The sequence below is a fragment of the Primorskyibacter marinus genome (genome assembly GCF_003313245.1).
Taxonomy (GTDB): domain Bacteria; phylum Pseudomonadota; class Alphaproteobacteria; order Rhodobacterales; family Rhodobacteraceae; genus Primorskyibacter; species Primorskyibacter marinus.
Window position 1 is genome coordinate 57,806 of sequence record NZ_QJSD01000014.1, and the last position, 26,391, is coordinate 84,196.

General features: G+C 62.3%; 24 protein-coding genes. 5 read left to right on the forward strand and 19 right to left on the reverse strand.

Annotation, left to right across the window (positions count from 1 at the left end; genetic code table 11):
• Positions 1-27: 27 nt before the first annotated feature.
• Both DMZ65_RS14995 and DMZ65_RS15000 read right to left on the reverse strand, forming a co-directional pair.
• Positions 28-627 (reverse strand): inner membrane-spanning protein YciB, encoded by a 600-nt coding sequence (locus DMZ65_RS14995; RefSeq protein ID WP_116599726.1) that lies wholly within the window; start codon positions 625-627, stop codon positions 28-30.
• 28 nt (positions 628-655) lie between these two features.
• On the reverse strand, positions 656-1,558 hold the full coding sequence (locus DMZ65_RS15000) for an EamA family transporter (RefSeq protein WP_116599685.1): 903 nt from the start codon (positions 1,556-1,558) through the stop codon (positions 656-658).
• A gap of 84 nt (positions 1,559-1,642) precedes the next feature.
• On the opposite strand from DMZ65_RS15000, the gene DMZ65_RS15005 reads away from it, so the two are divergent.
• The gene (locus tag DMZ65_RS15005; protein ID WP_116599727.1) at positions 1,643-2,122 is read left to right on the forward strand and encodes an MgtC/SapB family protein; all 480 of its coding nucleotides are present in this window, start codon (positions 1,643-1,645) and stop codon (positions 2,120-2,122) included.
• A gap of 52 nt (positions 2,123-2,174) precedes the next feature.
• On the opposite strand, the gene ftsY is transcribed toward DMZ65_RS15005, so the two are convergent.
• Together ftsY and DMZ65_RS15015 are read right to left on the reverse strand one after the other, a co-directional pair.
• Positions 2,175-3,560, reverse strand: coding sequence for a signal recognition particle-docking protein FtsY (gene ftsY, locus DMZ65_RS15010; protein ID WP_116599686.1), 1,386 nt, complete (start codon positions 3,558-3,560; stop codon positions 2,175-2,177).
• A gap of 344 nt (positions 3,561-3,904) precedes the next feature.
• Entirely contained in the window at positions 3,905-4,174 is a 270-nt protein-coding gene (locus tag DMZ65_RS15015; protein ID WP_084353382.1) for a DksA/TraR family C4-type zinc finger protein, read from the reverse strand.
• 119 nt (positions 4,175-4,293) lie between these two features.
• Here DMZ65_RS15015 and DMZ65_RS15020 point away from each other — a divergent pair, with 119 nt between their 5' ends.
• Complete coding sequence (locus tag DMZ65_RS15020; protein ID WP_116599687.1) at positions 4,294-4,818, forward strand: glutathione peroxidase; 525 nt, start codon at positions 4,294-4,296, stop codon at positions 4,816-4,818.
• Here the strand turns inward: DMZ65_RS15020 and DMZ65_RS15025 are convergent.
• Positions 4,815-6,452, reverse strand: coding sequence for a chloride channel protein (locus tag DMZ65_RS15025; protein ID WP_116599688.1), 1,638 nt, complete (start codon positions 6,450-6,452; stop codon positions 4,815-4,817). The two genes, DMZ65_RS15020 and DMZ65_RS15025, sit on opposite strands and share 4 nt — an antisense overlap.
• Before the next feature lie 121 nt (positions 6,453-6,573).
• Between DMZ65_RS15025 and DMZ65_RS15030 the strand changes: the two genes are divergently transcribed.
• Entirely contained in the window at positions 6,574-7,941 is a 1,368-nt protein-coding gene (locus DMZ65_RS15030) for an FAD-binding oxidoreductase (RefSeq protein ID WP_116599689.1), read from the forward strand.
• A gap of 137 nt (positions 7,942-8,078) precedes the next feature.
• Here the strand turns inward: DMZ65_RS15030 and recN are convergent, their stop codons facing one another.
• The 13 genes from recN to ftsW all read right to left on the reverse strand — a co-directional run bounded on the left by recN (position 8,079) and on the right by ftsW (position 22,701).
• Positions 8,079-9,728 (reverse strand): DNA repair protein RecN, encoded by a 1,650-nt coding sequence (recN, locus tag DMZ65_RS15035; RefSeq protein WP_116599690.1) that lies wholly within the window; start codon positions 9,726-9,728, stop codon positions 8,079-8,081.
• Between the two features lie 137 nt (positions 9,729-9,865).
• Positions 9,866-10,720 carry an outer membrane protein assembly factor BamD gene (locus tag DMZ65_RS15040; RefSeq protein ID WP_116599691.1) on the reverse strand — a complete coding sequence of 285 codons (855 nt, stop codon included), beginning with the start codon at positions 10,718-10,720 and terminating at the stop codon, positions 9,866-9,868.
• Between the two features lie 130 nt (positions 10,721-10,850).
• Positions 10,851-11,771, reverse strand: coding sequence for a UDP-3-O-acyl-N-acetylglucosamine deacetylase (gene lpxC, locus DMZ65_RS15045; protein ID WP_116599728.1), 921 nt, complete (start codon positions 11,769-11,771; stop codon positions 10,851-10,853).
• 230 nt (positions 11,772-12,001) lie between these two features.
• Positions 12,002-13,672, reverse strand: coding sequence for a cell division protein FtsZ (ftsZ, locus tag DMZ65_RS15050; protein ID WP_116599692.1), 1,671 nt, complete (start codon positions 13,670-13,672; stop codon positions 12,002-12,004).
• Positions 13,673-14,095: 423 nt separating this feature from the next.
• Positions 14,096-15,430, reverse strand: coding sequence for a cell division protein FtsA (ftsA, locus tag DMZ65_RS15055; RefSeq protein ID WP_116599693.1), 1,335 nt, complete (start codon positions 15,428-15,430; stop codon positions 14,096-14,098).
• A 3-nt stretch (positions 15,431-15,433) separates the two neighbouring features.
• Positions 15,434-16,261, reverse strand: coding sequence for a cell division protein FtsQ/DivIB (locus tag DMZ65_RS15060; RefSeq protein WP_116599729.1), 828 nt, complete (start codon positions 16,259-16,261; stop codon positions 15,434-15,436).
• Between the two features lie 26 nt (positions 16,262-16,287).
• A complete protein-coding gene (locus DMZ65_RS15065) occupies positions 16,288-17,202 on the reverse strand; it encodes a D-alanine--D-alanine ligase (RefSeq protein WP_198662706.1) in 915 nt (304 codons plus the stop codon).
• A 91-nt stretch (positions 17,203-17,293) separates the two neighbouring features.
• Entirely contained in the window at positions 17,294-18,223 is a 930-nt protein-coding gene (gene murB / locus DMZ65_RS15070) for a UDP-N-acetylmuramate dehydrogenase (RefSeq protein WP_116599695.1), read from the reverse strand.
• 48 nt (positions 18,224-18,271) lie between these two features.
• On the reverse strand, positions 18,272-18,559 hold the full coding sequence (locus DMZ65_RS15075; RefSeq protein ID WP_116599696.1) for a hypothetical protein: 288 nt from the start codon (positions 18,557-18,559) through the stop codon (positions 18,272-18,274).
• Positions 18,560-18,575: 16 nt separating this feature from the next.
• Positions 18,576-18,833 (reverse strand): DUF2484 family protein, encoded by a 258-nt coding sequence (locus DMZ65_RS15080; protein ID WP_116599697.1) that lies wholly within the window; start codon positions 18,831-18,833, stop codon positions 18,576-18,578.
• Between the two features lie 139 nt (positions 18,834-18,972).
• Positions 18,973-20,373: a UDP-N-acetylmuramate--L-alanine ligase gene (murC, locus tag DMZ65_RS15085; protein WP_116599698.1), complete on the reverse strand. Its 1,401-nt coding sequence runs from the start codon at positions 20,371-20,373 to the stop codon at positions 18,973-18,975.
• Positions 20,370-21,467: a UDP-N-acetylglucosamine--N-acetylmuramyl-(pentapeptide) pyrophosphoryl-undecaprenol N-acetylglucosamine transferase gene (locus DMZ65_RS15090; RefSeq protein ID WP_116599699.1), complete on the reverse strand. Its 1,098-nt coding sequence runs from the start codon at positions 21,465-21,467 to the stop codon at positions 20,370-20,372. The genes murC and DMZ65_RS15090 overlap by 4 nt, the downstream gene beginning before the upstream one ends.
• A gap of 67 nt (positions 21,468-21,534) precedes the next feature.
• Positions 21,535-22,701, reverse strand: a complete 1,167-nt coding sequence (gene ftsW, locus DMZ65_RS15095) for a putative lipid II flippase FtsW (protein WP_116599700.1) — start codon at positions 22,699-22,701, stop codon at positions 21,535-21,537.
• Positions 22,702-22,950: 249 nt separating this feature from the next.
• Here ftsW and DMZ65_RS15100 point away from each other — a divergent pair, with 249 nt between their 5' ends.
• Complete coding sequence (locus tag DMZ65_RS15100; RefSeq protein WP_116599701.1) at positions 22,951-24,141, forward strand: BaiN/RdsA family NAD(P)/FAD-dependent oxidoreductase; 1,191 nt, start codon at positions 22,951-22,953, stop codon at positions 24,139-24,141.
• 62 nt (positions 24,142-24,203) lie between these two features.
• Positions 24,204-24,890: a hypothetical protein gene (locus tag DMZ65_RS15105; RefSeq protein WP_116599702.1), complete on the forward strand. Its 687-nt coding sequence runs from the start codon at positions 24,204-24,206 to the stop codon at positions 24,888-24,890.
• A 70-nt stretch (positions 24,891-24,960) separates the two neighbouring features.
• Here DMZ65_RS15105 and murD read toward each other — a convergent pair whose 3' ends face one another.
• Positions 24,961-26,376, reverse strand: a complete 1,416-nt coding sequence (gene murD, locus DMZ65_RS15110; RefSeq protein WP_116599703.1) for a UDP-N-acetylmuramoyl-L-alanine--D-glutamate ligase — start codon at positions 26,374-26,376, stop codon at positions 24,961-24,963.
• Positions 26,377-26,391 lie beyond the last annotated feature (15 nt).

Here is a 26,391-nt window from a genome sequence, read left to right on the forward strand (position 1 = left end):
CCATTGGGCCAATGGGCACCCTTGCTTTCAGGTGTCGTCGTCAATGGCGTAGCGGTTGAACACGCCGCTTTGGGTCATGAAAAATACAAAGATCGCAGCCGTCAGCCCGAATGTCTTGAAATAGACCCAGGTCTCGGTGCTCATCGTGCGCCAGATCACCTCGTTCAGAACGGCCAGCGTCAGGAAAAACGCCGTCAGCCGCCGGGTCAGGATCATCCAGCCCTCTTGTTGCAGCGGCATGACCTCTTCCATCACGAATTTGAGATAGCTTTCGCCGCGCAGCAAGCCGATGCCAAGCGCACCGCCAAACAGCAGGTAGATCATCGTCGGCTTCATCTTGAAAAACTGATCATCGTTGAACCAGACGCTCAGCCCGCCGAACACCACCACCAGAACCAGTGTGGCCACCTGCATCCGCGACAGCTTGCCCGTCAGCTTCCACAGCGCGAGGGTCGAGACGACCATCAGCGGCACAAAACCCGCCGTTGCCAGGATGAACCCGTCATACATGGTTCCGCCGATCTCATAGCTGTTATCCTTCAGCCGTAGAAACGCCACGAAGAACACGACGACGGGGCCAAGCTCCAGCGCCAGTTTCAGTATCGGGTTGATCTTGCGCTCTGCCAAAACAGGCCTCCATTCGGGTGATGCGGGCTCAGCCGCCAAATTCAACTATGACCGCGCCTGCGGCAATCAAGGTCATCAACGCAATCCGGCGCGGTCCGACCGTTTCTTTCAGCACCAGCCAGCCGATCAGCGCCGCAAACACCGTCGAGGTTTCGCGCAGGACCGCTGCCTCGCCAACCTTGTCAAGCCGGGTGGCCAGCATGATCGACCCGAAGCTGAAGAACGCAATAACGCCGCCGACCACACCACGCATCAGAAGCGGCGGCAGCGTCGGACGCTCGGACAGTTTTCGCCAGCGCATCACGCCCAGCACCGGAAATGCCAGCCCATCGATCATGAAAAACCACGCCAGAAAGGTAAACGGATCGGCGGTGGCCCGGATGCCATAGGCATCGTAGGTCGTGTAAAGCGCCACGAAGATCCCGGTGAGAAAGGCCAGCATCAGCGCCGCCCACAAGGTATCACGCGCCTGGGTCAGAAAGATCAGATTGTAGACCGCAAGTCCGAAGATGCCCGCCAGCAGGACACCGACACCCAGCCACTGCGTGACCGAAAACACCTCGCCAAAGATCAGATAGGCCCCGATGACTGCAAAAAGCGGCCCGGTCCCGCGCACGACCGGATAAACCACCGTATAGGCACCCTTGGTATAGGCCTGCGCCTGCAACAGCTTGTAGCCGGTGTGAATCACGAAAGCGCCCGCAAGGATCGGCCACATATGCGGTTCGGGCCAGGGCACGACGAACAGCGCAAAGGGCGCTGCCATCAACCCATAGCTGCCGTCAATCGCCGCGCGGCTGAGCCACGGGTCGTGCCGACCTTTTTGCAATGCGCCGAACACGGCATGCAGAAACGCGGCGAGCAAGGCCAGCACAAGCGCAAGCTGATGCCCCGCTTCGGTGCCTTCCAAAGAGATCAGCCAGGCGCTCATGCAATACCCGACCTTTCGGAACCACAGGCAACGCAACCGAGTTGACTGTCCATGATCCGGCCGGATCGCAATGCGGGGGGAGACATGCTCGACACAATCGTCAGGGAAATGCAGGGCAGCTTTGCCGCCATACCGGCAGAGGTTGCCGCAATCCGACTGCTGGCCGCGATCCTGCTCGGCGGTATGATCGGGTTAGAGCGTGAACGCCGCGAAAAACCGGCCGGGCTGCGGACACATATGCTGGTGTCGATGGCCGCCTGTCTGTTCATCGTCGTCAGCCAGCAGCTTGCTGCAATGTTCGCCGAGACCGACGGCCTGCGCGTTGATCCCCTGCGCCTGATCGAGGCGGTGACCGCAGGTGTCGCATTCCTTGCCGCCGGCATCATCTTCACCTCTGGCGACAAGGTCCGCAACACCACGACAGGCGCATCTATGTGGCTGGCGGGGGCTGTGGGTCTGGCCTGCGGATCAGGACAACTGCCGCTGGCCGCGATGGCGACAGTAATCGTTCTGGCCGTGCTGCTGCTATTGCGTGAGGTCGAGCGCTGGATGGGCACGCGATAGCGCCACGCCGCAAGTGCGAAGCGTTCGCAAGGCAAGATCTGTCCGCGCTTGGTCACGCCCGGTCTAGACCTGTAAGAGCCGCGGCAAAATCCTCTGGGTCAAACGGGGCCAGATCGTCGATCTGCTCGCCGACACCGATGGCATGGATCGGCAGGCCGAACTTATCGGCCAAAGCAACCAAAACGCCGCCTTTTGCGGTCCCGTCAAGTTTTGTCATCACCAGCCCCGACACATCGGCAAGCTTCCGGAAGGTCTCGACCTGGCTTAGCGCGTTCTGGCCGGTCGTCGCATCCAGCACCAGCAGCGTGTTATGTGGCGCGTCGGGGTCTTTCTTGCGGATCACCCGGACGATCTTTGACAGCTCTTCCATCAGGTCGGCGCGGTTTTGCAGGCGCCCCGCCGTGTCGATCATCAGAAGGTCCGCACCATCCGCCTGCGCCTTGGTCATGGCGTCAAAGGCAAGGCTGGCCGGATCAGAGCCTTCGGGCGCGGTCAGCACCGGAACACCCGCGCGGTCCCCCCAGACCTGCAACTGCTCTACCGCGGCTGCGCGGAACGTGTCGCCCGCCGCGATCACGACCGATTTGCCCGCCGCCCGAAACTGGCTGGCCAGTTTGCCGATCGTCGTGGTCTTGCCGGAACCGTTGACGCCGACCACCAGCACCACCTGCGGCTTGGACGGGTAAAGCGGCATCGGGCGGGCCACCGGATCCATGATCCGGGTGATCTCATCCGACAGCAATTGTTTGATTTCCGGCACCGACAGCTTTCGCCCCATGCGCCCCTCGGCCATATTGGCGGTGACCCGAAGCGACGTATCAACGCCCATATCCGAGGCAATCAACAGTTCTTCGAGGCTTTCGAGCATGTCATCATCAAGCGCGCGCCGCACCACAATGCGATCCTCGCGCCGTCCAAGCAGCCGGTTGAGCAAGCCGGTGCTGCGGGCGGGAACCTCCTGGGGTGCCTCAACCGGGATTTCCAGCGGCGCGGGCGTGGGCATCGGGTCAGGGTTGCGCGCAGGCATTTCCTGCGGTGCCTGCTGTGGCATTTCGACCGGGCTGTTGCCGGGAATATCCGGGCCCGGCGTGGGTTCGGGCGCGGGGTTTGGCGGCACTTCCGGCTCTGGCGGGGTCCGCGGCGGCAAATCTGGCTCCGGCACCGGCTGCGGCTCTTGCGGCAGATCAGGTTCCGGTGCGGGCGGCACTTCGGTGGGCGTGTCTGGCGCGGGCGTGTCTGGCGCGGGCGGGGTGGGCGCGGGCGTCTCGCCCGGAGATTCAGGCGCGGTTTGTACCGCCCGCTCCTGTTCCGCGCTGCGCGGAGGCTCGGAAGGCGCTTCGTCTTCTTCGCCGCCCTCGCCAACGATCGCTTCCAGCCCCTCGTCCAGCTTTGACGACGACTTGAACAACCGGTTCTTCATCTTGCCGAAAAAAGACATACCCAACCTCAGCTTGTGATGCTTATCACCTAATACCACACAGGCTGAGATGAAAGTCCCAGTTGTCCAGGCGAATGCTGAATTAGTTGAGCCACTGACCGCGACCCAACGCTGATGAGGCTGCGCCTCAACTACGCCCCACTGTCATCCGGCCCCGTAACCGCCAGTCAATCACCTTGTCGAAGATTGCATAGCGAAGCCGTTATCGGATTTGCAGAAAGCTGAAGGCAAAGCGACAGGGACTGCGCCGCATGGTTGCCTTGGCTTTGCTGCGACAGGCCCACGAAGCGCGGGCCAAACCAACGCGATCCGGCGAGACCAACCTGCATCCGTACCGCGCCCGTTCACTTCAACTGACTGTCTTTCGACCCGCGCCGGTTCATGCCGCCGCGCGCCTTGAACGCGCCGTCGCGCTCCTGTTGGCAGTCGATGCAAAGTTTCACCCCCGGCAAGGCGATACGGCGGGCTTCTGGGATTTCTTCCTCGCACTCGGCACAATGGGTCAGGCTTTCGCCGGTCGGCCCGCGCCGGGCCTTGAGACGTGCCAGCTCGTCATTGATCGACGCCTCGATCTGTTCGCTTACCGCGCCGTCGCGCGCCCATCCGCCTGCCATGGCATCCTCCGTCAATCAGCCTTCCTTGAACATAGGTATGCGCACCCATTCTGCAAAGGGTTTGGCCGCTTGACCTTTCGCCGCTGCCGCTATGTTTCAAACCAAAGGAGATTTTCCGAATGTTTCGTTTTGTCATCGCCCTTTTGTTGGCCGCTTTCACCGCCCTGCCCGGCATCGCTGCACAGGGGGTCACGTTCAAATCCATCGACGGCGGCACGCTGTCGCTGGATCAGTGGAAAGGTCAGCCGGTGCTGGTGGTCAATACCGCGTCGCGCTGCGGGTTCACGCCGCAATTCGACGGGTTGCAGGCGCTTTATGACGCCTACCGCGACCAGGGATTGATCGTTCTGGCCGTGCCCTCCAACGATTTCAAACAAGAGCTGGCCTCGGAAGAAGAGGTCAAGGATTTCTGCGAGTTCAATTTCAATCTCGACATGCCAATGACCACCATCAACCATGTGCGCGGGGCAGATGCGCATCCGTTCTACGCTTGGGTCAAGGCCCGGACAGGCTTTGTCCCGTCATGGAATTTCAACAAGATCCTGATCGGACCCGAGGGCGACGTTCTGGGCACATGGGGCGCGCTGACGAAACCCCAATCCGCGCCCATCACCAACGCCGTGAAAGCTGCGCTGCGTTATTAGCGGTGTTCTTCGGCCGCAGTCGCCGCCAGAGCCCGGTTATAGGCCTTGAGCGCATCGACATGGTAAAGCGCGCCTTGCAGAACCGCCGCTTCACCCTCCAGCTTTACCACCGGCAGGAAGGCGACGCCTGATTTATCAAATACCGGCAGGGCCGTCTCCAACGTCGCACTTTCCTGAACGTACAGGCCCTGTGCGATCATCTCTTGGCAGGTTTCCTCATCCGCGGTGTTTTCGTCCGTGACCCGGCGCATGACCCCTGTGACGCGGAACATCGCCAGAAGATAGGTCTGCGGGCCGGCTGCAAGCCGCACGTTGCGCTGTTCCAGTTGGGTCAGGAAAAACGAACGGTTGACCAGACGTGACGCGAGCGCTGTTGACAGGGAGACCGAGACCATCACAGCCAGCCCCGTCTGCCAGTCGCCTGTCATTTCGAACACGATCAGCGTGGTCGAGATTGGCGCGCCCAGCACCGCCGCTGCCACCGCGCCCATGCCCGCCAGCGCATAAAGCGTGTCGGCACCAGAACTGTCGGGGAAAAGTCCCGTGGCGATCCCGCCGAACGCCAGACCGGTCAATGCGCCAACCATCAGCGAGGGCGAAAAGATGCCCCCCCCCATGCGGCCTGCCAATGTCACCGCCACCGCGATGACCTTGAGAACGGCAAAAACAATCGCCTCATGCATCAACAACTGGCCGGTCAGCGCCGTGCTGGTCGTCTCGTACCCGACACCGATGATATGCGGAAACTTGATCGCCATCACGCCAAGGATCAGCCCTGCGAGCGTCGGCCTGACCCAAACCGGCAGGCCGATGCGGTTTTCCAGCTGGTTTTCAACGTCTTCGGCGTAAAAGATCGCCCGCATCATCACCACTGCGACCAGTCCGCAGACCAGACCCAGCACAAGGAAGGCGGGCAGTTCGAGATAAAATTCCAGTGTCGTGGTTCCGGGCAGGCTGAATTCCGTGACGTCGCCAAAGGCCAGCCGGTTGATCACCGTCCCCGCTGCGCTGGCCACGACAATCGGCGCAAACGCGTGCAGGGAAAAGTGGCGCAGGACAACCTCCAGCGCGAACAATGCGCCGGCAATGGGCGCGTTGAAACTGGCCGACACAGCCGCCGCCACGGCGCAACCCATCAGATCGCGTCCGGTGATCCCGTCGGCCCGGATCAGGTTGCTGATCCAGCTGGAAATCGTCGCCGCGATATGGACCACCGGCCCTTCCCGACCGGACGAGCCGCCGGTTGACAGCGTGATCAGCGACGCCAATGCCGAAACCAGGCCCGCCCTTTTCTGCACCCGTCCGTCATTCAGCGCGGCCCCTTCGATCACATCCGCCACCGCGTGAACGCGCTTGTCGGACGTGAACCAATGCAGCAAGAGGCCCACAGCCAAGCCACCCCCAACTGGCACCAGAAGCACCACATACCAAGGCAATGTCCCGGCAAAACTGTGCAGGCTGTTCACATCTGACGTGCCGTAAAATGCCGTTTGCAGGATGTCGATGCCGCCACGGAACAGCAATGCCGCAAAGCCCGCCGTGATGCCGATCACCAGCGCGATGAACCAGAACTGGATCTGGCTGGGGCCGCGATTGCGCAGCAATTGCCAGCCGTGATCGAACATCCGAGCCATATCCGCCAACTGTTCTTGCAGCGCCGCTACATACCGTCCGCTCAAAGTCTTTGCCTCGCTTCGCCTTTCCCCACAGGCCGGGTCGGGATAGGATACGTCCCGCCCCTACGGAGTGTCCCGCATGAACATCCACGCAGCGCTTGACGCGCTTGAAGCCTTCCTAGGCCAACGGCTCAGCCGGTCCAAGTCCGATCTGTCTCTGCATGGCGAATCAGAGACCCATTTTCCGCAAATGCCTCCCGATGCGGTCGCCTATCCCGAAACCACGGCAGAGGTCAGCCGGATCATGCAAATCTGTGCCAAGCATGGCTGCCCGGTGATCGCCTGGGGCACCGGCACCTCGCTGGAGGGGCACACCGCGGCCGTCAAAGGCGGCGTAACGTTGGATATGGGGCGCATGAACCGCGTGCTCGACATTCAGGCGGCGGATATGGATGTGCGGGTACAGCCGGGTGTGACGCGCGAGGCCCTGAACGCAGAGTTGCGTGCCACAGGTCTGTTTTTCCCGATAGATCCCGGTGCCAATGCAACGCTTGGCGGGATGGCAGCAACACGGGCCAGCGGCACAACAGCGGTGCGCTATGGGACGATGCGGGACAATGTGCTGGCGCTGGAGGTGGTTCTGGCCGATGGCCGTGTGATCCGCACCGGGACACGGGCGCGCAAATCCAGTGCAGGCTATGACCTGACGGCGTTGTTTGTCGGATCGGAAGGCACGCTGGGTATCATCACGGAATTGACCTTGCGGCTGCACGGCCAGCCAGAGGCAATCTCGGCCGGGGTCTGCGCTTTCGAGGATTTTCACGGGGCCGTGAATGCCGTGATCGAGACCATCCAGATGGGCCTGCCATTGGCCCGGATGGAGTTTCTGGACGAGACCAGCGCCGCCGCCGTCAACGCCTATGCGGGCATGGCCTTTCCCGAAAAGCCGCACCTTTTGTTCGAACTTCACGGCAGCCCCGACAGCGTCGCCGAGGATGCACAGCGTTTTGGAGATATTGTCACCGATCACGGCTCAAGCGGCTTTGAGTGGTCCGACCGGATCGAGGACCGAAAAACGCTTTGGGCGATGCGACACAACGCATTCTATGCGATTCTTGCACTGCGGCCCGGAGCGCGGTCTCTGGTGACAGATATTTGCGTGCCGATCTCTCGCCTCGCGCAAGCTGTCGAGGAAACCCGCGCGGATATCGCACGGTCAGGCCTTGCAGGGCCCATTCTTGGACATGTGGGCGACGGCAATTTTCACGCCATCCTGCTGGTTGATCCCGCAAAGCCTTCGGAAATGGCGACGGCGAAAGCAGTGTCACACAGGATGGTCGAACGGTCTCTGGCGCTTGGCGGTACAGCCACAGGCGAGCATGGCGTGGGTCTGGGCAAGCGTGACTATATGGCAAAAGAGCACGGCGATGGCTGGGCGGTCATGGGGCAACTGAAACAGGCGCTGGACCCTTTGGACCTTCTGAATCCTGGGAAACTCGTCCCATAGCGAACAGGGACCAAGCTTGACCTCATTGAGCGCCTTCCGGCGCACAGGTCGGTTTTCTTGCAAGGGGCGTGCCGCCCCCTCTTGGCCTCTCGGCCAATTCACCCCCCACGCGCATGTGGCGCAGCTTGTGCAAGACCTCAGACCTTCAGCAAAACCCGCGCGGCTGCTCGTGCCTCATCGGTGATGGTGTCGCCGGCCAGCATCCGGGCCAGTTCATCAATTCTGTCGGGTGGGGTAAGCGGTATGACAGTCGACGTTGTCATCCCGTCAGCCACCTTTTTTTCCACCCTCCAGTGATGCGCCCCAAGCGCGGCCACCTGCGGCGAGTGCGTGACGACAAGCACCTGCCCGTCTTCGGCCAGCGCCGCCAGCCTGCGCCCGACCGCATCTGCCGTTGCGCCGCCGACGCCTCGGTCAATCTCGTCGAAAATCATCGTGATGCCGGACTGGTGCTGGCTAAGACAGACCTTCAACGCCAGCAGGAACCTGCTCAGCTCCCCCCCGGAGGCAATCTTGTTCAGCGGCCCGGACGGCGCGCCAGGGTTTGTGGCGACTGTGAAAGCCACCGCATCGCGCCCCTCAGGTCCAGCGGAACCCTCGTCGATCTGCGTGGTAAAGACCGCGCGGTCCATCTTCAGCGGTGCCAACTCGGCAGAAACGGCCGCATCAAGGGCGGCAGCGTTCTTGCGCCGGGCGTCTGTCAGGGCGCGGGCTGCCGCATCATATGCGGCATCCGCATCCGCCGCGACAGTTCTGAGATCGGCAAGTCCCGCATCCCCCGCATCCAGCGCTGCCAGCCGGTCCATCAGATCGCGGGCGAGATCCGCCAAACTGTCAGGACTGACCTGATGCTTTCGCGCCGCCCCGCGTATGGCAAACAGCCGCTCTTCGGTGTCTTCCAGCTCTCGCGGATCGAAACTGAGCGCCCGTAACGCATCCTCCACGCCCTGCGCCGCTTCGCCAAGTTCGACCATGGCACGTTCCAGCGCCGCAACCGACCCGTCAAGCCGCCCATCCGTCCGGTCAATCACGCCGTCGATCCAGCGCATTGCATCCCCCATCGACCCTTCGGCCCCTTCGGGACCAAGCGCCGACAGCGCCCGCGAAACGTCCGCACGGGTTCGTTCTGCCCCTTGCATCAAACGACGGCGGGCATCCAGCGCCGCCTCTTCACCGGGCTGCGGGTCCAGCTTTCCCAACTCATCCACGGCATGGCGCAGGAAATCTTCCTCCGCGCGCATCTCGGACAGGTCTGCCTCTGCCTGCACAACAGCCTTGGCCGCCGCCGAGGCCGCACGCCAGGCCTCTCTGACGGTGCTGACCAGACCGTCGTGGCCGCCGAAATCATCCAGCAAAGCCCTGTGGACGCGCGGGTTCAGCAACCCCTTGTCGTCATGCTGACCATGCAGTTCGACCAAGGTTTCAGACAAGGTCCGCAAGACATCGCCAGAAACGCGCCTGTCATTCACCCACGCCGTCTTGCGTCCATCAGGTGTATTTATACGTCGCAGGATCAACTCGTCAGAACTGGGCAAACCAGCCTCGTCAAGCACTGCACGCGCCGCATGCCCTGCCGCCAGATCGAACACCGCGACAACCTCGCCCTGCGCGGCACCGGCACGCACCAATTCTGCGCGTCCCCGCCATCCCAGCACGAAACCCAGCGAGTCCAGCAGAATGGATTTGCCCGCCCCGGTTTCCCCGGTCAGCACGTTGAGGCCCGGCTGAAACGCAAGATCCAGCCGGTCGATGATCAACATGTCACGAATTTCAAGCGCCCGAAGCATGGCCTAATCCCGCCATGACGGCGTCTCAGCCCCGGCAGCCCTCAACGTCATCAGCAACAATCCGTCAGCCGCCACCCCGAAAGCGGGATGGCGGGCGGGGCGTCGCCGAAGGCGCGCGTCGTCCCGGCATCCATGGGTTACAACCACTGGCCTTTGACCATCTGGCGATAGATCTGCGCCAACCAGTTGTCGCCTGCGGCCTTCAACTCAAGCCCCTGACCGGTCAACAGCTTGAAACTGTCCTGATACCAATCGGTGGATTGATAGTTGTAACCAAGGATCGCCCCCGCAGTCTGCGCCTCATCCGTCAGACCCAGCGACAAATACGCCTCGACCAGCCGGTGCAGGGCTTCCGCCGTATGCGTCGTGGTCTGGAAATCCTCGACAACCACCCGGAAACGATTGATCGCTGCGGGGAAATGCTCGCGCCGCAGATAGTAACGGCCAATTTCCATTTCCTTGCCGGCAAGATGGTCAAACGCCAGATCGAACTTCAGAATCGAGCTGCGGGCATATTCGCTGTCAGGATAGCGTTCGATCACGGTCCGCAGGCTTTGCAACGCCTGGAATGTCAGCCCCTGATCACGGCCGACTTCCTCGATCTGATCGTAATAGCTTAGCGCCAGCAGATATTGCGCATAGGCCGCATCGTCATCGGTCGGATAAAAATCGATATAGCGCTGCGCGGCACCCCGGCTGTTTTCGTAGTCCTTGTTCTTGTGATAGGCAAAGGCCTGCATGATCAAGGCCCGCTTGGCCCAATCCGAATAGGGATAAAGCCGCTCTATCTCGGAGAAGTAAAACGCAGCATCTTCCGGCTTTTCACGATTCAGCTCGAATTCGCCACGTTCATAGATTTGCTCGGCGGTATAGCTCTCCAGCGGCGCGCCGCCAGAACGGCCCGGTGCCTTCTGCAAGACGCCGCAGCCGGCTAGAAAAGCCGACACGAGCAATGCTGTGACCACCCCCGTACGCGATCCGACGCCTGCCATGCTTGCTCTTCCTCGTTCGACCTTGTGGGTTTCACCCACTTTCCTGCCCCGCTCCTAGCATAGAAAGTTCCGGTGCAAAACGCCTTTGCAACGATTCATGCACAGGATGTGACCAAGGACACGCGTTGTGTCAGGCGACGGCGGGAATTTCGTGGCGTTCAACGCCCGATCCGGGCAGCCGTGCGGCAGTTTCCGGATCACAAACTGTCATTCGGAATGCCCCCGGCGTTGCGAACAGCGCGTGCAGCAATGTGTTGGTCATCGCGTGACCGGCACGAAAGCCTGTATAACGCCCGAGGATCGGCGCACCGGCAAGGGCCAGATCGCCAAGCGCGTCGAGCATTTTATGGCGCACAGCTTCATCTGCATGCCGGAACCCGCCGGGGCTCAGCACGTCAGCGCCGTCAACGACAACGGCGTTTTCCAGCGTCCCGCCAAGCGCCAGACCATTGGCATGCATCATGTCAACGTCGGCTTTGCGACAAAACGTCCGACAATCGCACAGCTCTCGGACAAACGCCCCGTTTGCCATGTCCAGCGCCATTTCCTGTTCGCCGATCGCCTCATCCGCAAAATCAATGTGGAAATCAATCACCAGACGATCCGCCGGATCAAGCCGCGCCCAGCCGTTCGGCGTGCGCACTTCAACGGGCTTCAGAATCTCAAGCGCACGGATCGGCGCATATTGTTCACGCACACCGCGGGCAAGGATGCCCGACACGAAAGGTTGCGAGCTGCCATCGAGAATCGGAACCTCGGGGCCGTCAATCTCGACCAGTGCGTTGTGAATGCCACAACCGGCAAGGGCTGCCATCACATGTTCGATGGTCGATACGGACACACCCGCCTTGTTGATGATGCGGGTGCAAAGGGGGGATTGCTCGACCACATCCCAACGCGCCGGAATCAACGTATCGCCCAAGCTGATATCGGTCCGTTTGAACCAGATGCCATGCTCTGCGCTTGCAGGGCGCAACGTAAGGCAGGCGGGCTTGCCCGAATGCAGGCCCACACCTTCGAAACTCACTGCTGATCTCAACGTCGTCTGCACGACAAACCCCCAAAAATCTGCGCGCCTGACTTCAACCCAGCGCGTCTTGTGATCGGAAATAGCCTTTGGGGGCGGCGGGCTCAAATCAAACATTGCTACGCTTTGAAACATGCCCGCAACATGATGGGCGGGAACCCGCCAAAACCAGAGACACGCGCCGCAAGCTTCTGTTTCCAAAATAAAAAAGCCCTCCTTATCGGAGGGCTTTTCGTCTCTGGTTATGACTGTTTTCAGTTCGCCTGACGCCTCAGAAACGCCGGGATTTCGATCCGCTCCTGATCGGGATCAGCCTCTGGCTCTGCCATCCGCTCTGGCTGATGGCCATGAACCGGCGGTTGGCGACGGGGCGCAGGGGCTTCGTGGCCATGCGCCTGCCCCTGACCGGTCATCCGATTGATCAGCGAATTGATCCCGAAGCGGGGACGCTCTGCATCTGCGGGTTCCGGATCGGCATCATAGCCTTGCGGCGCGGCTTGCGGACGGGCGCGGGCCGCAGCCTGCTGCAACCTGGCCAGCGCCTCGGGCGACGCTGCACCGGCAGCCGGGGCGCGCGGTGCCACGAAGCTTCCGGCAGCCGGAGTGCGGGTGTCCTGCTTGCGGTGGATATGGGCCACGGGTTCTGCTGCCGGCTGATAGGCCGGCGCGGGCAGGTCGTCAGCGGCACGCACTTCGCGGCGCGGCGCATATTGCGGCTGCGTCTCTTCGAAGACCTCCTCCTGCGCTTCTCCCGCGTCGGCATAGCCGTCATCCAGCGTCTCGAACAGCGAAGGCTCTTCCGCCACGGCAGCAGTTTGAGGCTCTACCGCATCCTCGGTCTGGGCTGCAACGGGCTGCTGTTCCGGCTCGTGATGGGCGAAGTCTTCTTCGACGGAGACCGGGGCGCGCAGCGGCTGTGCCAGCGAACGGCGTGGCACGGGCATTTCCAGGTTCACATCCGTTGCATCGATGCCGGTGGCGACGACGCTGACGCGCATCTTGCCTTCCATGCCATCATCCAGCGTGCTGCCGACGATGATATTGGCCTCCTGGTCGACTTCTTCGCGGATACGGTTGGCTGCCTCGTCCAGTTCGAACAGGGTCAGATCATGCCCACCGGTGATGTTGATCAGAACACCTTTGGCACCGCGCAGGCTGATTTCGTCGAGCAGCGGATTGGCAATGGCCTTTTCCGCGGCCTGGATTGCGCGCTCCTCGCCCTCGGCCTCGCCTGTGCCCATCATCGCCTTGCCCATCTCGTCCATCACGGCACGAACATCGGCAAAGTCGAGGTTGATAAGACCGGGACGCACCATCAGATCGGTCACGCCCTTCACGCCCTGATACAGCACGTCATCCGCCATGCTGAACGCTTCGGTAAAGGTGGTCTTTTCATTGGCCAGCCGGAACAGGTTCTGGTTGGGAATGATGATCAGCGTATCGACGACCTTTTGCAGGTTCTCGACGCCGTCCTCGGCCTGCTTCATCCGCTTGCCGCCCTCGAACTGGAAGGGCTTGGTCACAACGCCAACGGTCAGGACGCCAAGTTCACGCGCCGCCTGTGCGATGATCGGGGCCGCACCTGTCCCGGTGCCGCCGCCCATCCCAGCAGTGATAAAGCACATATGCGCGCCCGCCAGATAATCGACGATCTGCTCGATGCTCTCTTCGGCTGCTGCCGCGCCCACAGAGGCACGCGCACCCGCGCCGAGCCCCTCGGTCACTTTCACACCCAGTTGCACCTTGCTTTCCGACATGGATTGCTGAAGCGCCTGCGCGTCCGTATTGGCAACGACAAAGTCAACGCCGTCCAACTGTTTCTGGATCATGTTGTTGACGGCGTTGCCGCCCGCGCCACCAACGCCGAAAACCGTGATCCGGGGTTTCAGTTCTTCGTGTCCTGGCACCGTTAGGTTCAATGTCATCAATACATCCGCCTGCTGTTTTGGCCCGTTATCGGACCCTTTTTCCGCCTATTCCAGCCAACTTTATCGACCCAAGCGCCTTTCGTCACGCAAAAAGCAGCCGAAAACCACGGAATATGGCCCCATTCCTCACGACATACGCGACATTTTGCCGACACACCCATATGCAGTGTGCGGCAAAAAAAGCACCACTAGAGGAACGCCAAGCATCATGAAGCGCGTGACGAATCAAAAGGCTGCTTCTGTTGGGAGTCTGCCCGACATCCCCAGACCACATCTTGTCGTGCGGTTCGCGTTGAATCTAACAAAGAAATTCGATGCCGTCACCCGCAATTGCACAAAAATGTGACGCCCCGCGCCAATATAATGGCGCGGGTGACGTCCAATCGTGGAGGACGGAACGGTTTTGCGAAATTTGCGTGCCTACCAGTTGTCGCGGAACCATTTCACCGCGCGTTTGAGTGACCGCGCCGGGTATCTTTCGACGGGGATTGCGAAGTCCCACCATTCGTCCTGCGGATGCGCCGCAAACAGGCACAAGCCGACCGCGCTGGCAAAGCCCGGACCGGTGGCGGCCTGCGGCAATCCATGCACCCGCATGGGCCGGCCCAGCCGCACCTGATGACCCAGGATCTTGCTGGCCAGCCCATCCAGACCGGGGATCTGGCTGGCCCCGCCGGTCAGCACGATCTGCTGGCTGGGCAGATGATCGAAGCCCGCCGCATCCAGGCGCGCGCGCACCTCTTCAAGGATTTCCTCGACCCGCGGCCGCATGATGCCGATCAGCTCGGCCCGGCTGACGGTGCGGCGATCATGTTCCCAGTCGCCGGTATCGCCGCCAATGTCGATCTTTTCGCGGTCATCCATGCCCGTCGCGACAACGCCGCCGTAGAACGTCTTGATCCGTTCGGCATTCGCCGTCGGGATCTGAAGCCCCATCGAGATGTCGCCCGTGACGTGATCGCCGCCGATCCGCACCGCATCCGCCGCGATCATGTGCTTTTTCATGAAGATCGACACGCCGGTCGCGCCACCGCCAAAGTCGATACAGGCAGAGCCAAGCTCCTGCTCGTCCTCGACCAGCGCCGAGATGCCCGACACATAGGCAGAGCTTGCCACACCGGCGAGTTCCAGATCGCAACGCTTGACGCAATAGGCAAGGTTCTGCACGGCCAGCGCATCAACCGTCAGCATATGCATATCGGTCGCCAGAACCTGCCCCATCTGTCCACGCGGGTCTTGCAGGCCCGAACGATGGTCCAGCGCAAAATTCACCGGCTGGGCATGCAGCACTTCGCGGCCCTCGCCGAAATCAGGCACGTCGCAGGCCGACAAAACCCGGCCGACATCCTGTTCACTGACGGTCTGGCCTTCCAACTCGACCTTGCCTTCCAGCCCGTAGCTGCGCGGGCCTGCGCCAGAAAAGCAGGCAATCACATGATCGACCCGGATATTCGCCATTTTCTGCGCCGCCTGAATGGCGGTGCGGATCGCGCGCTCGGTCTCGGCCATGGCGCTGATCTCGCCAAATTTCACACCGCGCGACCGCGTGGTCGCGGCACCGATCACCCGGAACCCGGACTGCCCCGCCAAGGAGCCTATGCCGTCAATTTCCCTGGCATGTTCGTTGCCGTCAAAACGCAGCACCAGACAGGCGATCTTGGACGATCCCACGTCCAGAATGGCAATGACCCCCCGCTGCATCGCCGCTTTGCGCATGTTGCGCATCGCGCGCTGGGTTTCATAGAGCTCGATCATGGTTCATTTTTCTCCAAACTCTAATGATTTCATCCGCCACAATTCCTCGACCCCGACGCTGGTCATCCGCACCGTCGGGCGGTTCGAAAGCCGCAGGTCCACCGTCACCAGATCGCGCGACAGCATGTCCACGGCCTGATGCATCGCAATCACCCGCTCCAACGCCTGAACGGCATCGGTTTCCGGCAACAGGATGCGTTGATTGCGGTTCAGCACCATATCCCAGCGACGTTCGCCGACACGCACCAGTCCGCGCAACCGTGATGTCAGCGGCCCGGCCGCGGCCACCAGTTCCTGCGCTTCAGCGACATTCTTATTCGCCCCCGGCCCCGCGATCAGCGGCAGGTCGGGGCGTTTTTCGCGCGCCAGAAGCGGGCCGACCAACACGCCGTCGGCATCCAGCAGTTCCAACCCGTCCTGCGTGCGCCACACCATGACCGGCACGCGTTCTGTCACATCCACCTGCAACACGCCGCCCTGACGGACCCGTAGGCTGGCGCTTTGCACCGCATCCAGCCCCGTGACTGTCGCGCGCATTGCATCCAGATCCAGATCAAAAGAGCTGACCGGGAAATCGAGCGGCAGAATATCGCGAATATCTTCGGAAACCGAATTTGACGCCCCGTCGATCGCCATCAACTTGACCATGAATTCCGGACGTTCCTCAAAAGAGCGTCGATAGTCCTGAATGGTGGTGATGATCGCCTCGCGCCGGTCCTGATCGGCGAGATAGATGCCACCCGCCCCCAGCACTGCGGCCATCGGCAAACCCACCCTCAGAACGACACGAAACAGCGGCGTCAGCATCAGCCGCTGCATCCGGTAGCGCATCCGCGAGGGCGCGGGATCGGGGCGGTTTACCGGTTGCAAGATGCGTCCTCCACCATCCAGCGGCACATCTCGCCAAAGCTGATGCCCGCGACGCCCGCCTGTTCCGGCGAAAGCGATGTGGGTGTCATGCCGGGTTGGGTGTTGGTCTCCAGCAGGATCAGGCCGTCAAGCCCGCGCGCCTCGTCCCAGCGGAAATCGGTGCGGCTGACGCCGCGACAGCCAAGCGCGTCATGGGCGCGCAATGCGTAATCCATGCAGGCATCGAAGATGTCCTTGGGGATGTCGGCGGGGACAACGTGGCGCGATCCGCCTTCCTTGTACTTGGCGTCGTAGTCATACCAGCCGTCGGTCAGAATGTCGGTGACGGTCAGCGCCCTGTCGCCCATCACGGTTGTCGTCAACTCGCGTCCCGGCGCGTAGGTTTCCACCATCACCACTTCGGGCATTTCGTCCGACAGATGCGGTGGGCTGTTGGCGGCGTCATGCACAAGGTAGACGCCGACCGACGACCCTTCATTATAGGGCTTCACCACATAGGGCGGCGGCAGAATATGGCGGGCCATGACCTCTGGCTTCGTCGCAAGGACGCTTTCGACAACCGGCAGGCCGACATCGCGGTAGACCTGCTTGGTCCGCTCCTTGTCCATCGCCATGGCAGAGGCCAGAACGCCGGAATGGGTATAGGGAAGCCGCATCCATTCAAGCATGCCCTGCACGCAGCCATCCTCGCCCCACCGGCCATGCAGCGCGTTGAACACCACGTCGGGCGCGGCGTCAGCCAGTTGCTGCGCCAAATTCGGGCCTGCATCGACCTCGACGACCTGAAATCCCTGATCCCTCAAAGCGGTGGCGCATTCACGCCCTGAACTCAGAGACACCTCGCGCTCTGCGGAGGGGCCACCCATCAGTACCACCACTTTCGGGCTTGTCCTGCTCGACATACCCAAAACTGCCTCGATATACCGGACCTTTGGCCCGTGTTATTGTCGCAACCTGCCTGTGGCTGCGTTTTCACCGCCGTTTTTTCGGCGTTTATTCCGGTGCGGGTTTGCCCACACGCATGATTTCCCACACTAGCTCTATTCCACTGTGTTGGAAAACCTTTTTTCGCACTTCCTCGCCCAAACCTTCCAGATCGGCGGCCGTCGCGCCGCCCGTATTGACCAGAAAGTTGGAGTGCATCGGGCTCATTTGCGCGCCGCCCAGTGTTGCCCCGCGCATGCCCGCGTCGTCAATCACTTTCCAGGCCTTCAGGTCATGCGCGTCATCCGCCCGCCCGGTGCTGGAAAAACCAGCGGGGTTGCGAAACGTGCTGCCTGCCGTGCGGTCCTTGGTGGGCTGGGTCTCGTCGCGTTTTTTTAGCTGGGCGTCCATCCGCGCGGCCAATTCGTCAGGATCGCCCGAGGCACCTTCGAACGTCGCCTGCGTGATCACGCAGCCCTCCGCCAGATCGGTCTGGCGGTAGCGGAAATTGAGGTCATCCGGCCGCAAGGTGACAACCTCGCCCGCCCGCGTCACCGCCTGCGCCTCGATAAAATGATCCGCCACATATGTCCCGTAGCATCCCGCATTCATCCGCACCGCCCCGCCGACAGCGCCGGGGATGGTGCGCAGAAAGGTCAGATCCACGCCCGCCTCTGCCGCGCGTTTGGCGACATGCGCGTCCAGCGCCGCAGCGCCCGCCGTCACCCGGTTGCCCTCGACCGTGATCGCGTTGAACCCGCGTCCCATCCGGATCACCACGGCATTCAGGCCGCCGTCGCGCACGATCAGGTTACTGCCCACACCCATCGGAAAGACCGTCACGGCCGGATCAAGCTCGCGCAGAAAACCGCAAAGATCCTCGACATCCGCAGGCTGGAACAGCCAGGCGGCAGGCCCGCCGACGCGCAGCCATGTCAGATCGGCAAGCGACCGGTCAGCCGTCAGGCGGCCTCGGGGGGTGGGAAATCTCTGTGTCATGCCTGTCCTGCTACAAACTCGGCGCATCAAGGGCAAGCGCCGGAATACTCAATCCACCGTGGCCCCGCGGCGAAACCGCCACCATGCAATCAGCGCGCCCAGGGCGGTTCCAATCACGGCAGGTGCCATCATCAGCACCGCAAAGATCGTATAGCCGATGCCATCCCAGCCGACCTGCTGCCGACCCTGCCAGATGCCCCAGACCATCCCGGTCAGCGCCAGCCCCGCCATGGCCGCCGCGATCCAGCCCCGCCGCCCGCGCACCACGACATGCGCCACGATCAGCGTCGTCATGAGACTGAAAGCCGGGATGAGATAGACCATGCCCGCGATCATGCGCCACGATCCTTCGTCAGTCCACCACGCTGCCAAACAGACGCCGCAGCAGAATGTCGGCAAAGACGACACGCCAGCGCAGAACGCTCATCCCCGCCGCCAGCACCAACAGCCCGACCCATGGGCCGTTCTGCCAGGTGGCAAAACCCAAAAGCGGCACCCCGGTGACGATCAGCAGATAGGCACTGTTCGGATACTCGTCCTCCGACCACACCATGGCAGTCACAGTGGCGGCGATCGCCCAGATACAAGCCAGCAAAAGCGATGTCGTCATCGCACGCACTCCAGTGCTTCGCCACGAAGCCGCTGCCGGATATGGCAGGGCGGATTGCGCAGCATCGTCAAAAAACCGGCCCGTCGGACCCGTGCAAATGTCTGCGACCCATCCCGGCGGACGGCCATCTTGGCCCGGCTCACTTCGACAACCGACCCGGCAGATTGTTGGCCCAGGCGCTGATCGTGCCCGCCCCAAGACAGACGACCATATCGCCCGGCTGGGTCTGTTCCCGCACAAGGCGCTCCAGATCGTCCTCGCTTTGCAAGGCTTGTACGTGCCGGTGCCCGTGGCGGATCAGCCCGGCCACAAGATCGTCCCGCCCTGCGCCTGCGATCGGGTCTTCACCGGCAGCATAAACTTCGGCAATCGCGACCACGTCAGCCTCGTTGAAACAGGCGCAGAAATCGTCGAACAGCGAATGCAGGCGCGAATAGCGATGCGGCTGGTGGACCGCGATCACGCGCCCCTCACAGGCCTGACGCGCAGCCGCCAACACTGCGGCAATCTCGACCGGGTGATGGCCGTAATCGTCGATGATCGCGACGCCGTCCACCTCGCCCACGCGGGTAAAGCGGCGGTTGACGCCCCCGAAGGCCGCCAGTGCTTCGCGGATCTCGTCGCGTTTCATGCCCAGATGGCGCGACACGGCAACTGCCGCCAGCGCATTCGAGACGTTGTGATTGCCCGGCATCGGCAAGGTGCAGCCTTCGATCATCTCGCCCTCGGCCTGCAAGGCGATGTCGAAATGCGCCACGCCGGTCTTGTAGGTCAGATTGACGGCGCGAATATCGGCCTGCGCGTTGAACCCATAGGTCAGCACGCGGCGGTCGGTGATCTTGCCGACCAGCGCCTGCACCTCGGGGTGATCGGTATTGCACACCGCCAACCCGTAGAACGGAATATTCGACACGAAATCCAGAAAGCCCTGCCGCAGCGTGTCGAAATCGCCCCAGTGTTCCATATGCTCTGGGTCGATATTGGTGACGATGGCAATGGTCGCGGGCAGACGGTTGAAGGTGCCGTCGCTTTCATCGGCCTCGACCACCATCCATTCGCCCTGCCCCATCCGGGCATTCGATCCGTAGGCGTGAATGATCCCGCCATTCACCACCGTGGGGTCGATCCCGCCTGCGACAAGCAGTTCCGCAACCAGCGTCGTGGTGGTCGTCTTGCCATGCGTTCCGGCCACCGCAATGTTGGATTTCAGGCGCATCAGCTCGGCCAGCATCTCGGCCCGGCGCACGACGGGCAGGCCGGTGCGGCGCGCCTCGTCCAGTTCCGGGTTGCCGGGCTTGATCGCGGAAGAGATCACCACAACCTCTGCCCCGGCAAGGTTCTCGGCACGCTGACCTTCGAAGATCACCGCGCCCAGATCTTTCAGCCGGTCAGTGATCTTGCTGGCTTTCAGGTCTGACCCCTGCACGGTGTAGCCCAGGTTCAACAACACCTCGGCAATGCCCGACATGCCGATCCCGCCGATCCCCACAAAGTGAATCGCCCCGACATCTCCGGGTAGCTTTGTTGCGCTCGCGTTCATGTCCTGCCCTTTTCCGCCAACTCTTCAACCATCGAAACAAGACGCTCCGTCGCGTCGGGCATCCCGAACCCAAGGGCCGCCCGCACCATCTGCAATGCCCCGTCAGGCTCTGACAGGACCAGCTCTATCTGCGCGGCCAGATCCTCGACCGTCATGCGCGATTCCGGCAGCATGATTGCCCCCCCGGCATCGACCAGCCCCCGCGCATTCGCGGTTTGATGATCACCCGCCGCCGCGGCATAGGGGATCAGGATCGACGGGCGCCCGATCACCGAAAGATCAGCCAGCGAGGACGCACCCGCGCGGCTGATGACAAGCTGCGCCTCTGTCATGCGGCGCGGAATATCATTGAAGAAGGGCTGCACATCGGCATCAATGCCATTTTCGGCATAGTAGGTTGCGACACGCTCTATATCCTCCTCGCGGGCCTGATGACTGACCCGCAGGCTGCGCAGCACCTCCATCGGCAATTGCGCGATTGCCGGCGGCACAACGTCCGACAGGATGCGCGCGCCTTGACTGCCCCCGATCACGAGGACCGACATCGGATAATCGCCCGGTACGATATAGCCAGCGCCGGCACGTTCAATCACAGCGCGGCGCACCGGGTTGCCGACATGATACCCCTCGATCCCCTCGGGCAATTCGGTGGGCCATGTGCCGCAGGCCACCGCATCGACACGGCTGGCGAAGATCTGGTTCACGCGCCCCAACACGCCGTTCTGTTCGTGGATCATGCGCGGACGCTTCAGCAGCGTTGCCGCCGACAGCGCCGGAATGGATGGGTAGCCGCCGAAGCCCACGACGACATCGGGCTTGTCCCGGATCATCCCCGCCACGGCCGAGGTGACGCCGCCCGCAATGCGGAACGGCACGCCCGCCTTGGCGATCAGCCCGCCGCGCGCGAAAGTGGCGCTGGAGATCTGGTCGATCTCAACCGTATGCGGGAAGCCACCGGTATAGCGCGCGCCACGCGCGTCCGTTGACAGCTTCACCCGCCAGCCGCGCCGCAACATCGCCTCGGCCAGCGCCTGAGCGGGAAACATATGCCCGCCGGTCCCCCCCGCGGCCATCACAAGAAGCGGCTGTTTCATGCGTTCGCTCCGCGCGGCAGGACCGAAACGGCACCGGCAACGGCGCACCGGGCGTGTGTGATCACGGTCATCTCAGCCGCCCCCGCAGAATATCGCCAATCTCGCCCTGCGGTCGGTTGCGCGTAAAGGCCAGCAACATGCCAACAGCGATCCCGCCCGCAATCAGCGACGACCCGCCATAGCTGACAAAGGGCAGCGTCATGCCCTTGGCAGGCAGCAGCCGCACGGCCACGCCCATATTGATCATCGCCTGCACGCCGAACATGCAGGCCAGCCCTGTCCCGGCCAGACGGATAAACGGATCGCGTTCCCGCATCAGCCGCACCATCGAACGCACGACAACGGTCGTGTAAAGCGCGATGATGCACAGGACCAGAACCAGACCGTATTCCTCGGCCGCGACGGCGATGATGAAATCCGTATGCGCGTCAGGCAGCGACCACTTCACCTGCCCCTCGCCGACACCCACGCCAAAGAAACCACCCTCGCGGATCGCATTGGTGGCATAGCCCAGCTGCGTCGTCGGATCGACATCGGGGTTGAGAAACCCGTCAATGCGGCGGGCGAAGTGTTCAGAGTTATTATAGGCAAACGATCCGCCCAGCACGACCAGCCCGGCCATGCCGACCAGCAGAAGCATTGGCGCACCGGCGACGAAATACATCACGCCCCAGCCGAAAAGCACCAGACTTGCCTGACCGAAATCCGGCTGCATCGCCAGCATCAGCACAATCGCCACGGCCAGCGCAAAGGACCACAGCCGCCCCGGCGGGCCGTTGATCTCTTGCGCGGCGGCCATCATCCAGGCCGCGACCACGACGAAACCGGGTTTGAGAAACTCTGACGGCTGCAAGCTGGCAAAGCCCAGCGAATACCAGCGCACGGCACCCTTGCCGAAATCCGTGCCGAAAAACGGCAACAAGGCCAGCGCCACGAAGGAAACGAGAAAGCCCAGAACCGCCAGACGTCGCACAAGAATTGGCGACATCATCGAGGTCAGGAACATCGCGGTCAGCGCAAGCCCGCCGAAAAAGGCTTGCCGTTGCACATAGTGGAAAGGATCAAACCCGTTTTTTGCAGCCAGCGGCGGCGATGCTGCCAGCCCCAGCAAAATTCCCACGCCGAACAGCATGAGAATGCAGGATATCGACCACCTGTCGACCGTTCGCCACCATTTTGGCAAAATCGGTTCCCCGTCGCGAACGGGAACCGAGCCATAAACCATCTCCGTCATGGAACACCGCCAATACTGCCTCAAAGCGCCCCTTTTCGGGGTCTGCCTACAAGTGTAACCAATTTTTTATGTCCGGGCCAGTCCAAAGACGGCCCGTTCCGCCTGCCGGGTGGCACAAAATTCACCGCCCGACGCGTCGGCAAGGAAAAGAGGACCGGCCAGTCGCGCCGCAGCGTTTGACCGGATTTGCCAATCGACGTTTGCACTTGCGCCCTTGCGGGACACGGGCGCTGTGTCTAATCCCCCCGGATGGAAATCGATACACTGATCATAGGCGCAGGCGCGGCTGGCTTGATGTGCGCCACGCAGACAGGCGGCCGCACCCTGCTGGTCGATCACGCCAAAAAACCGGGCGAGAAGATCCGCATTTCCGGTGGTGGACGCTGCAACTTCACCAATCTGCATGCTGGCCCGGCCAATTTCCTGTCCGGCAATCCGCATTTCTGCAAATCGGCCCTCAGCCGCTACACCCAATGGGATTTCATCGCGCTGGTCGAAAAGCACGGCATCGCATGGCATGAAAAGACCCTTGGCCAGTTGTTTTGCGACGACAGTGCCAAACAGATCGTCGCGATGCTGACGCGAGAGGCCGCGGCTGCGGGCGCAGACCTGCATCTCGAAACCAGCGTGGAGGCAATACAGCGAGGCCCAGACAGATTCACCGCCACCCTCGCCCCTGCGCGTGGCAAAAAACGCCGGATCAGCGCCCGCAACATCGTGCTGGCAACCGGCGGCAAGTCGATTCCGGCAATGGGGGCCACCGGGTTTGCCTATGATATTGCCCGGCAATTTGGTTTGCCCGTCACCGAAACGCGCGCGGCTCTTGTCCCCTTCACCTTCCCCGAAAAACGCTTTGCGGACCTGTCCGGCACCGCCTTGCCGGTCCGCGCCACCACTGGCAGCACCAGCTTTGACGAGGCGATGCTGTTCACCCATCGCGGCCTGTCAGGCCCGGCCATATTGCAGGCCTCGTCCTACTGGCGCGAGGGGCAGCCGCTGGCGATTGATCTAAGCCCCGGCCTGTCGCTCTACGACCATTTGCGGACCCGCAGGCAGGTGCAGGGCGGGCGCAACCTGACGACCGAGCTGTCCGCCGTCCTGCCCGCGAAACTGGTGCAGCACCTTGCCGGGCGGCTTGCGCTGACCGGCAATCTGGCCGATCAGAATGACGCGCGGCTGGCCGAGATTTGCGACACGCTGCACGCGTGGCCGCTTTTGCCCTCGGGCACCGAGGGCTACCGCACCGCCGAGGTGACGCTGGGCGGGATCGACACCGCCGCCCTGTCCTCACGCACGATGGAGGCGCGCGATGTCCCCGGCCTGTATGTGATCGGCGAGGCGGTTGACGTGACCGGCTGGCTGGGCGGGTACAACTTTCAATGGGCCTGGTCGTCTGGCTGGGCCGCAGGGCAGGCAATCGCAGACACATTGACCAATTGAATCCGCAAACAAGTTGTTACAGAGGTTTTGTCATGCCATCTAAACCCGAACAAAATTCGTTCATGCGGCCCGCTCGGCGGCTTAACCGCGCGCTGGAGGCGCAGGTGCCGCAAAAGGCGTTGCGTGACCTGACCAACCGGTTGCGTTACGGTCCGGATGCCCCCCTCAGCGACGAGACGCTCTATGTCGATCCGCGCGCAATCCTTTCGGCATACAGCCCGAAAAAATCCCCCAAAGCGCCAAACTTCAGACGCCGCCATAGTGGGCAGGTCGTAGGTGGCGACTGGGATCTTGCACGCGCACCGATCGAGGGTAATTTCAAACTGATAAGCTGCCGGATGCATTTCGAGGACGGCGTGCCTTGGGACGACACCCCGCTGCTGCACAGTATGAAAGCGCAGATCGCAGCGGGTAAAGAACCCGATGAATGCAAGACCGTCTACGACCTCGCACGCCGCTATGCAAGGCTGGACCAGATCTTTGCCGAAACGCGTCAGACTGGCCGGCTGAAATCGCGCACCGAAACGTCTGATCATTACCGCCGCGAACATGGCGGGATCTTCGTTCATGTGACGCGGGACGGCACGATGCTGCGGGCCGGTGGCGGCAATCATCGTTTTGCGATTGCCTGGATATTGGGCCTGCCGGAAATCCCCGTGCAATTGGGCGTGATTCACGCCGACGCCGTACGCGAAGGGCTGCACAAGACCCTGCGCTTGCCACTGTCAAAACGCACAGCCCCCGCGTGACATCCGCGTGCCAACTGGCGTGCTCCTCAAAGTATCGCAAACAATCTTCTCGGCAACCTGCCTGTCAGCGTCACGCGCGCCCCGCCTGTTCCAGCACCCTGTGAACCTGCGCTGCAAAATCCTCACCGCGCTGCTCAAAATTGTCATATTGGTCAAAGCTCGCTGCCGCAGGTGCCAGAAGTACAACATCGCCGTCCTCCGCATCCGCCGATGCACGGGCCACGGCCGTGGCCATGTCGCCGCAGATCTCGGTCTCCATCCCGCTTAACTGAACGGCGAAGGCCGCCGCCTCCCGCCCGATCACATAGGCCTTGACCACCGATCCGGCGGCACCCGCCAACGCCTCCAGCCCGCCTTCCTTCTGCAAGCCGCCGCAGATCCAGCGCACCTTGCCAAAAGCCGCAAGCGCCTTGGCCGCGCTGTCGACATTGGTGGCCTTGCTGTCATTGACATAGCGGACCCCACCGGCCTCGGCGACGGTCTGGCTGCGATGCGGCAAACCCTCGAACGCATGGAACGCCGCCTCGATCACGCGCGGCGCGATCCCGAATGTGCGCACCACGGCATAGGCCGCGCAGGCATTCTGATGGTTATGCGCCCCCGGCAGCCCCTGCACCCCGCGCAGGTCGATCGAGGCAATCTGCCGCCCCTTGCGCCATTCCGCCAGAAACCCCTTGCGCGCAAAGACATGCCAGCCCGGCCCGGTCAGCTTCTGGCCTGATGAGACGCGGATCACCCGCGCATCCACCGCCGCCTCGGAAAGCTGATTGGCAAGAAACCGGCCCTCGGCCTCATCCACGCCGATCACCGCGCGCTCCGGACCACCTTCGGCAAACAGTCGGCGCTTGGCGGCGAAATAGCCCCCCAACCCGCCATGCCGATCCAGATGATCGGGCGAAAGATTGGTGAAAACCGCCACATCCGGCGTCAGTGCCCGGGCCAGTTCGGTCTGATACGACGACAGCTCCAGCACCACGATTCCGCCATCGCCCGGCGGATCTATATCCAGCACGCCGCGCCCGATATTGCCCGCAAGCTGCACATCGCGCCCGGCATGGCGCAACACATGATGGATCAACGCCGAGGTGGTGGACTTGCCATTCGACCCGGTGACCGCGATCACGCGTGGCGTGGCTCCGTGATCGTCCCAATCCGCGACGGCGAGCGAGCGAAAAAACAGCCCGATATCATTGTCGACAGGCACCCCCGCGTCCCAGGCGGCCGCCACCACCGGGTTGGGGGCCGGATAAAGATGCGGAATGCCGGGCGAGACGATCAGCCGGGAAATGCCGCGAAACCCGTCGACATGGCCCAGATCACGGCAGACGAACCCTTCGGCTTCGGCAATGCTGCGGGCCGCTGGGTTGTCATCCCAGCACACCGGCTCCGCCCTGCCCGCGCGCAGCGCGCGCGCCGCCGACAGACCGGATCTGCCAAGACCCAGAATCGCAATCTCCTGCCCCTCGAAACCATTCACCGGAATCATCTGCCCATCCTTTTT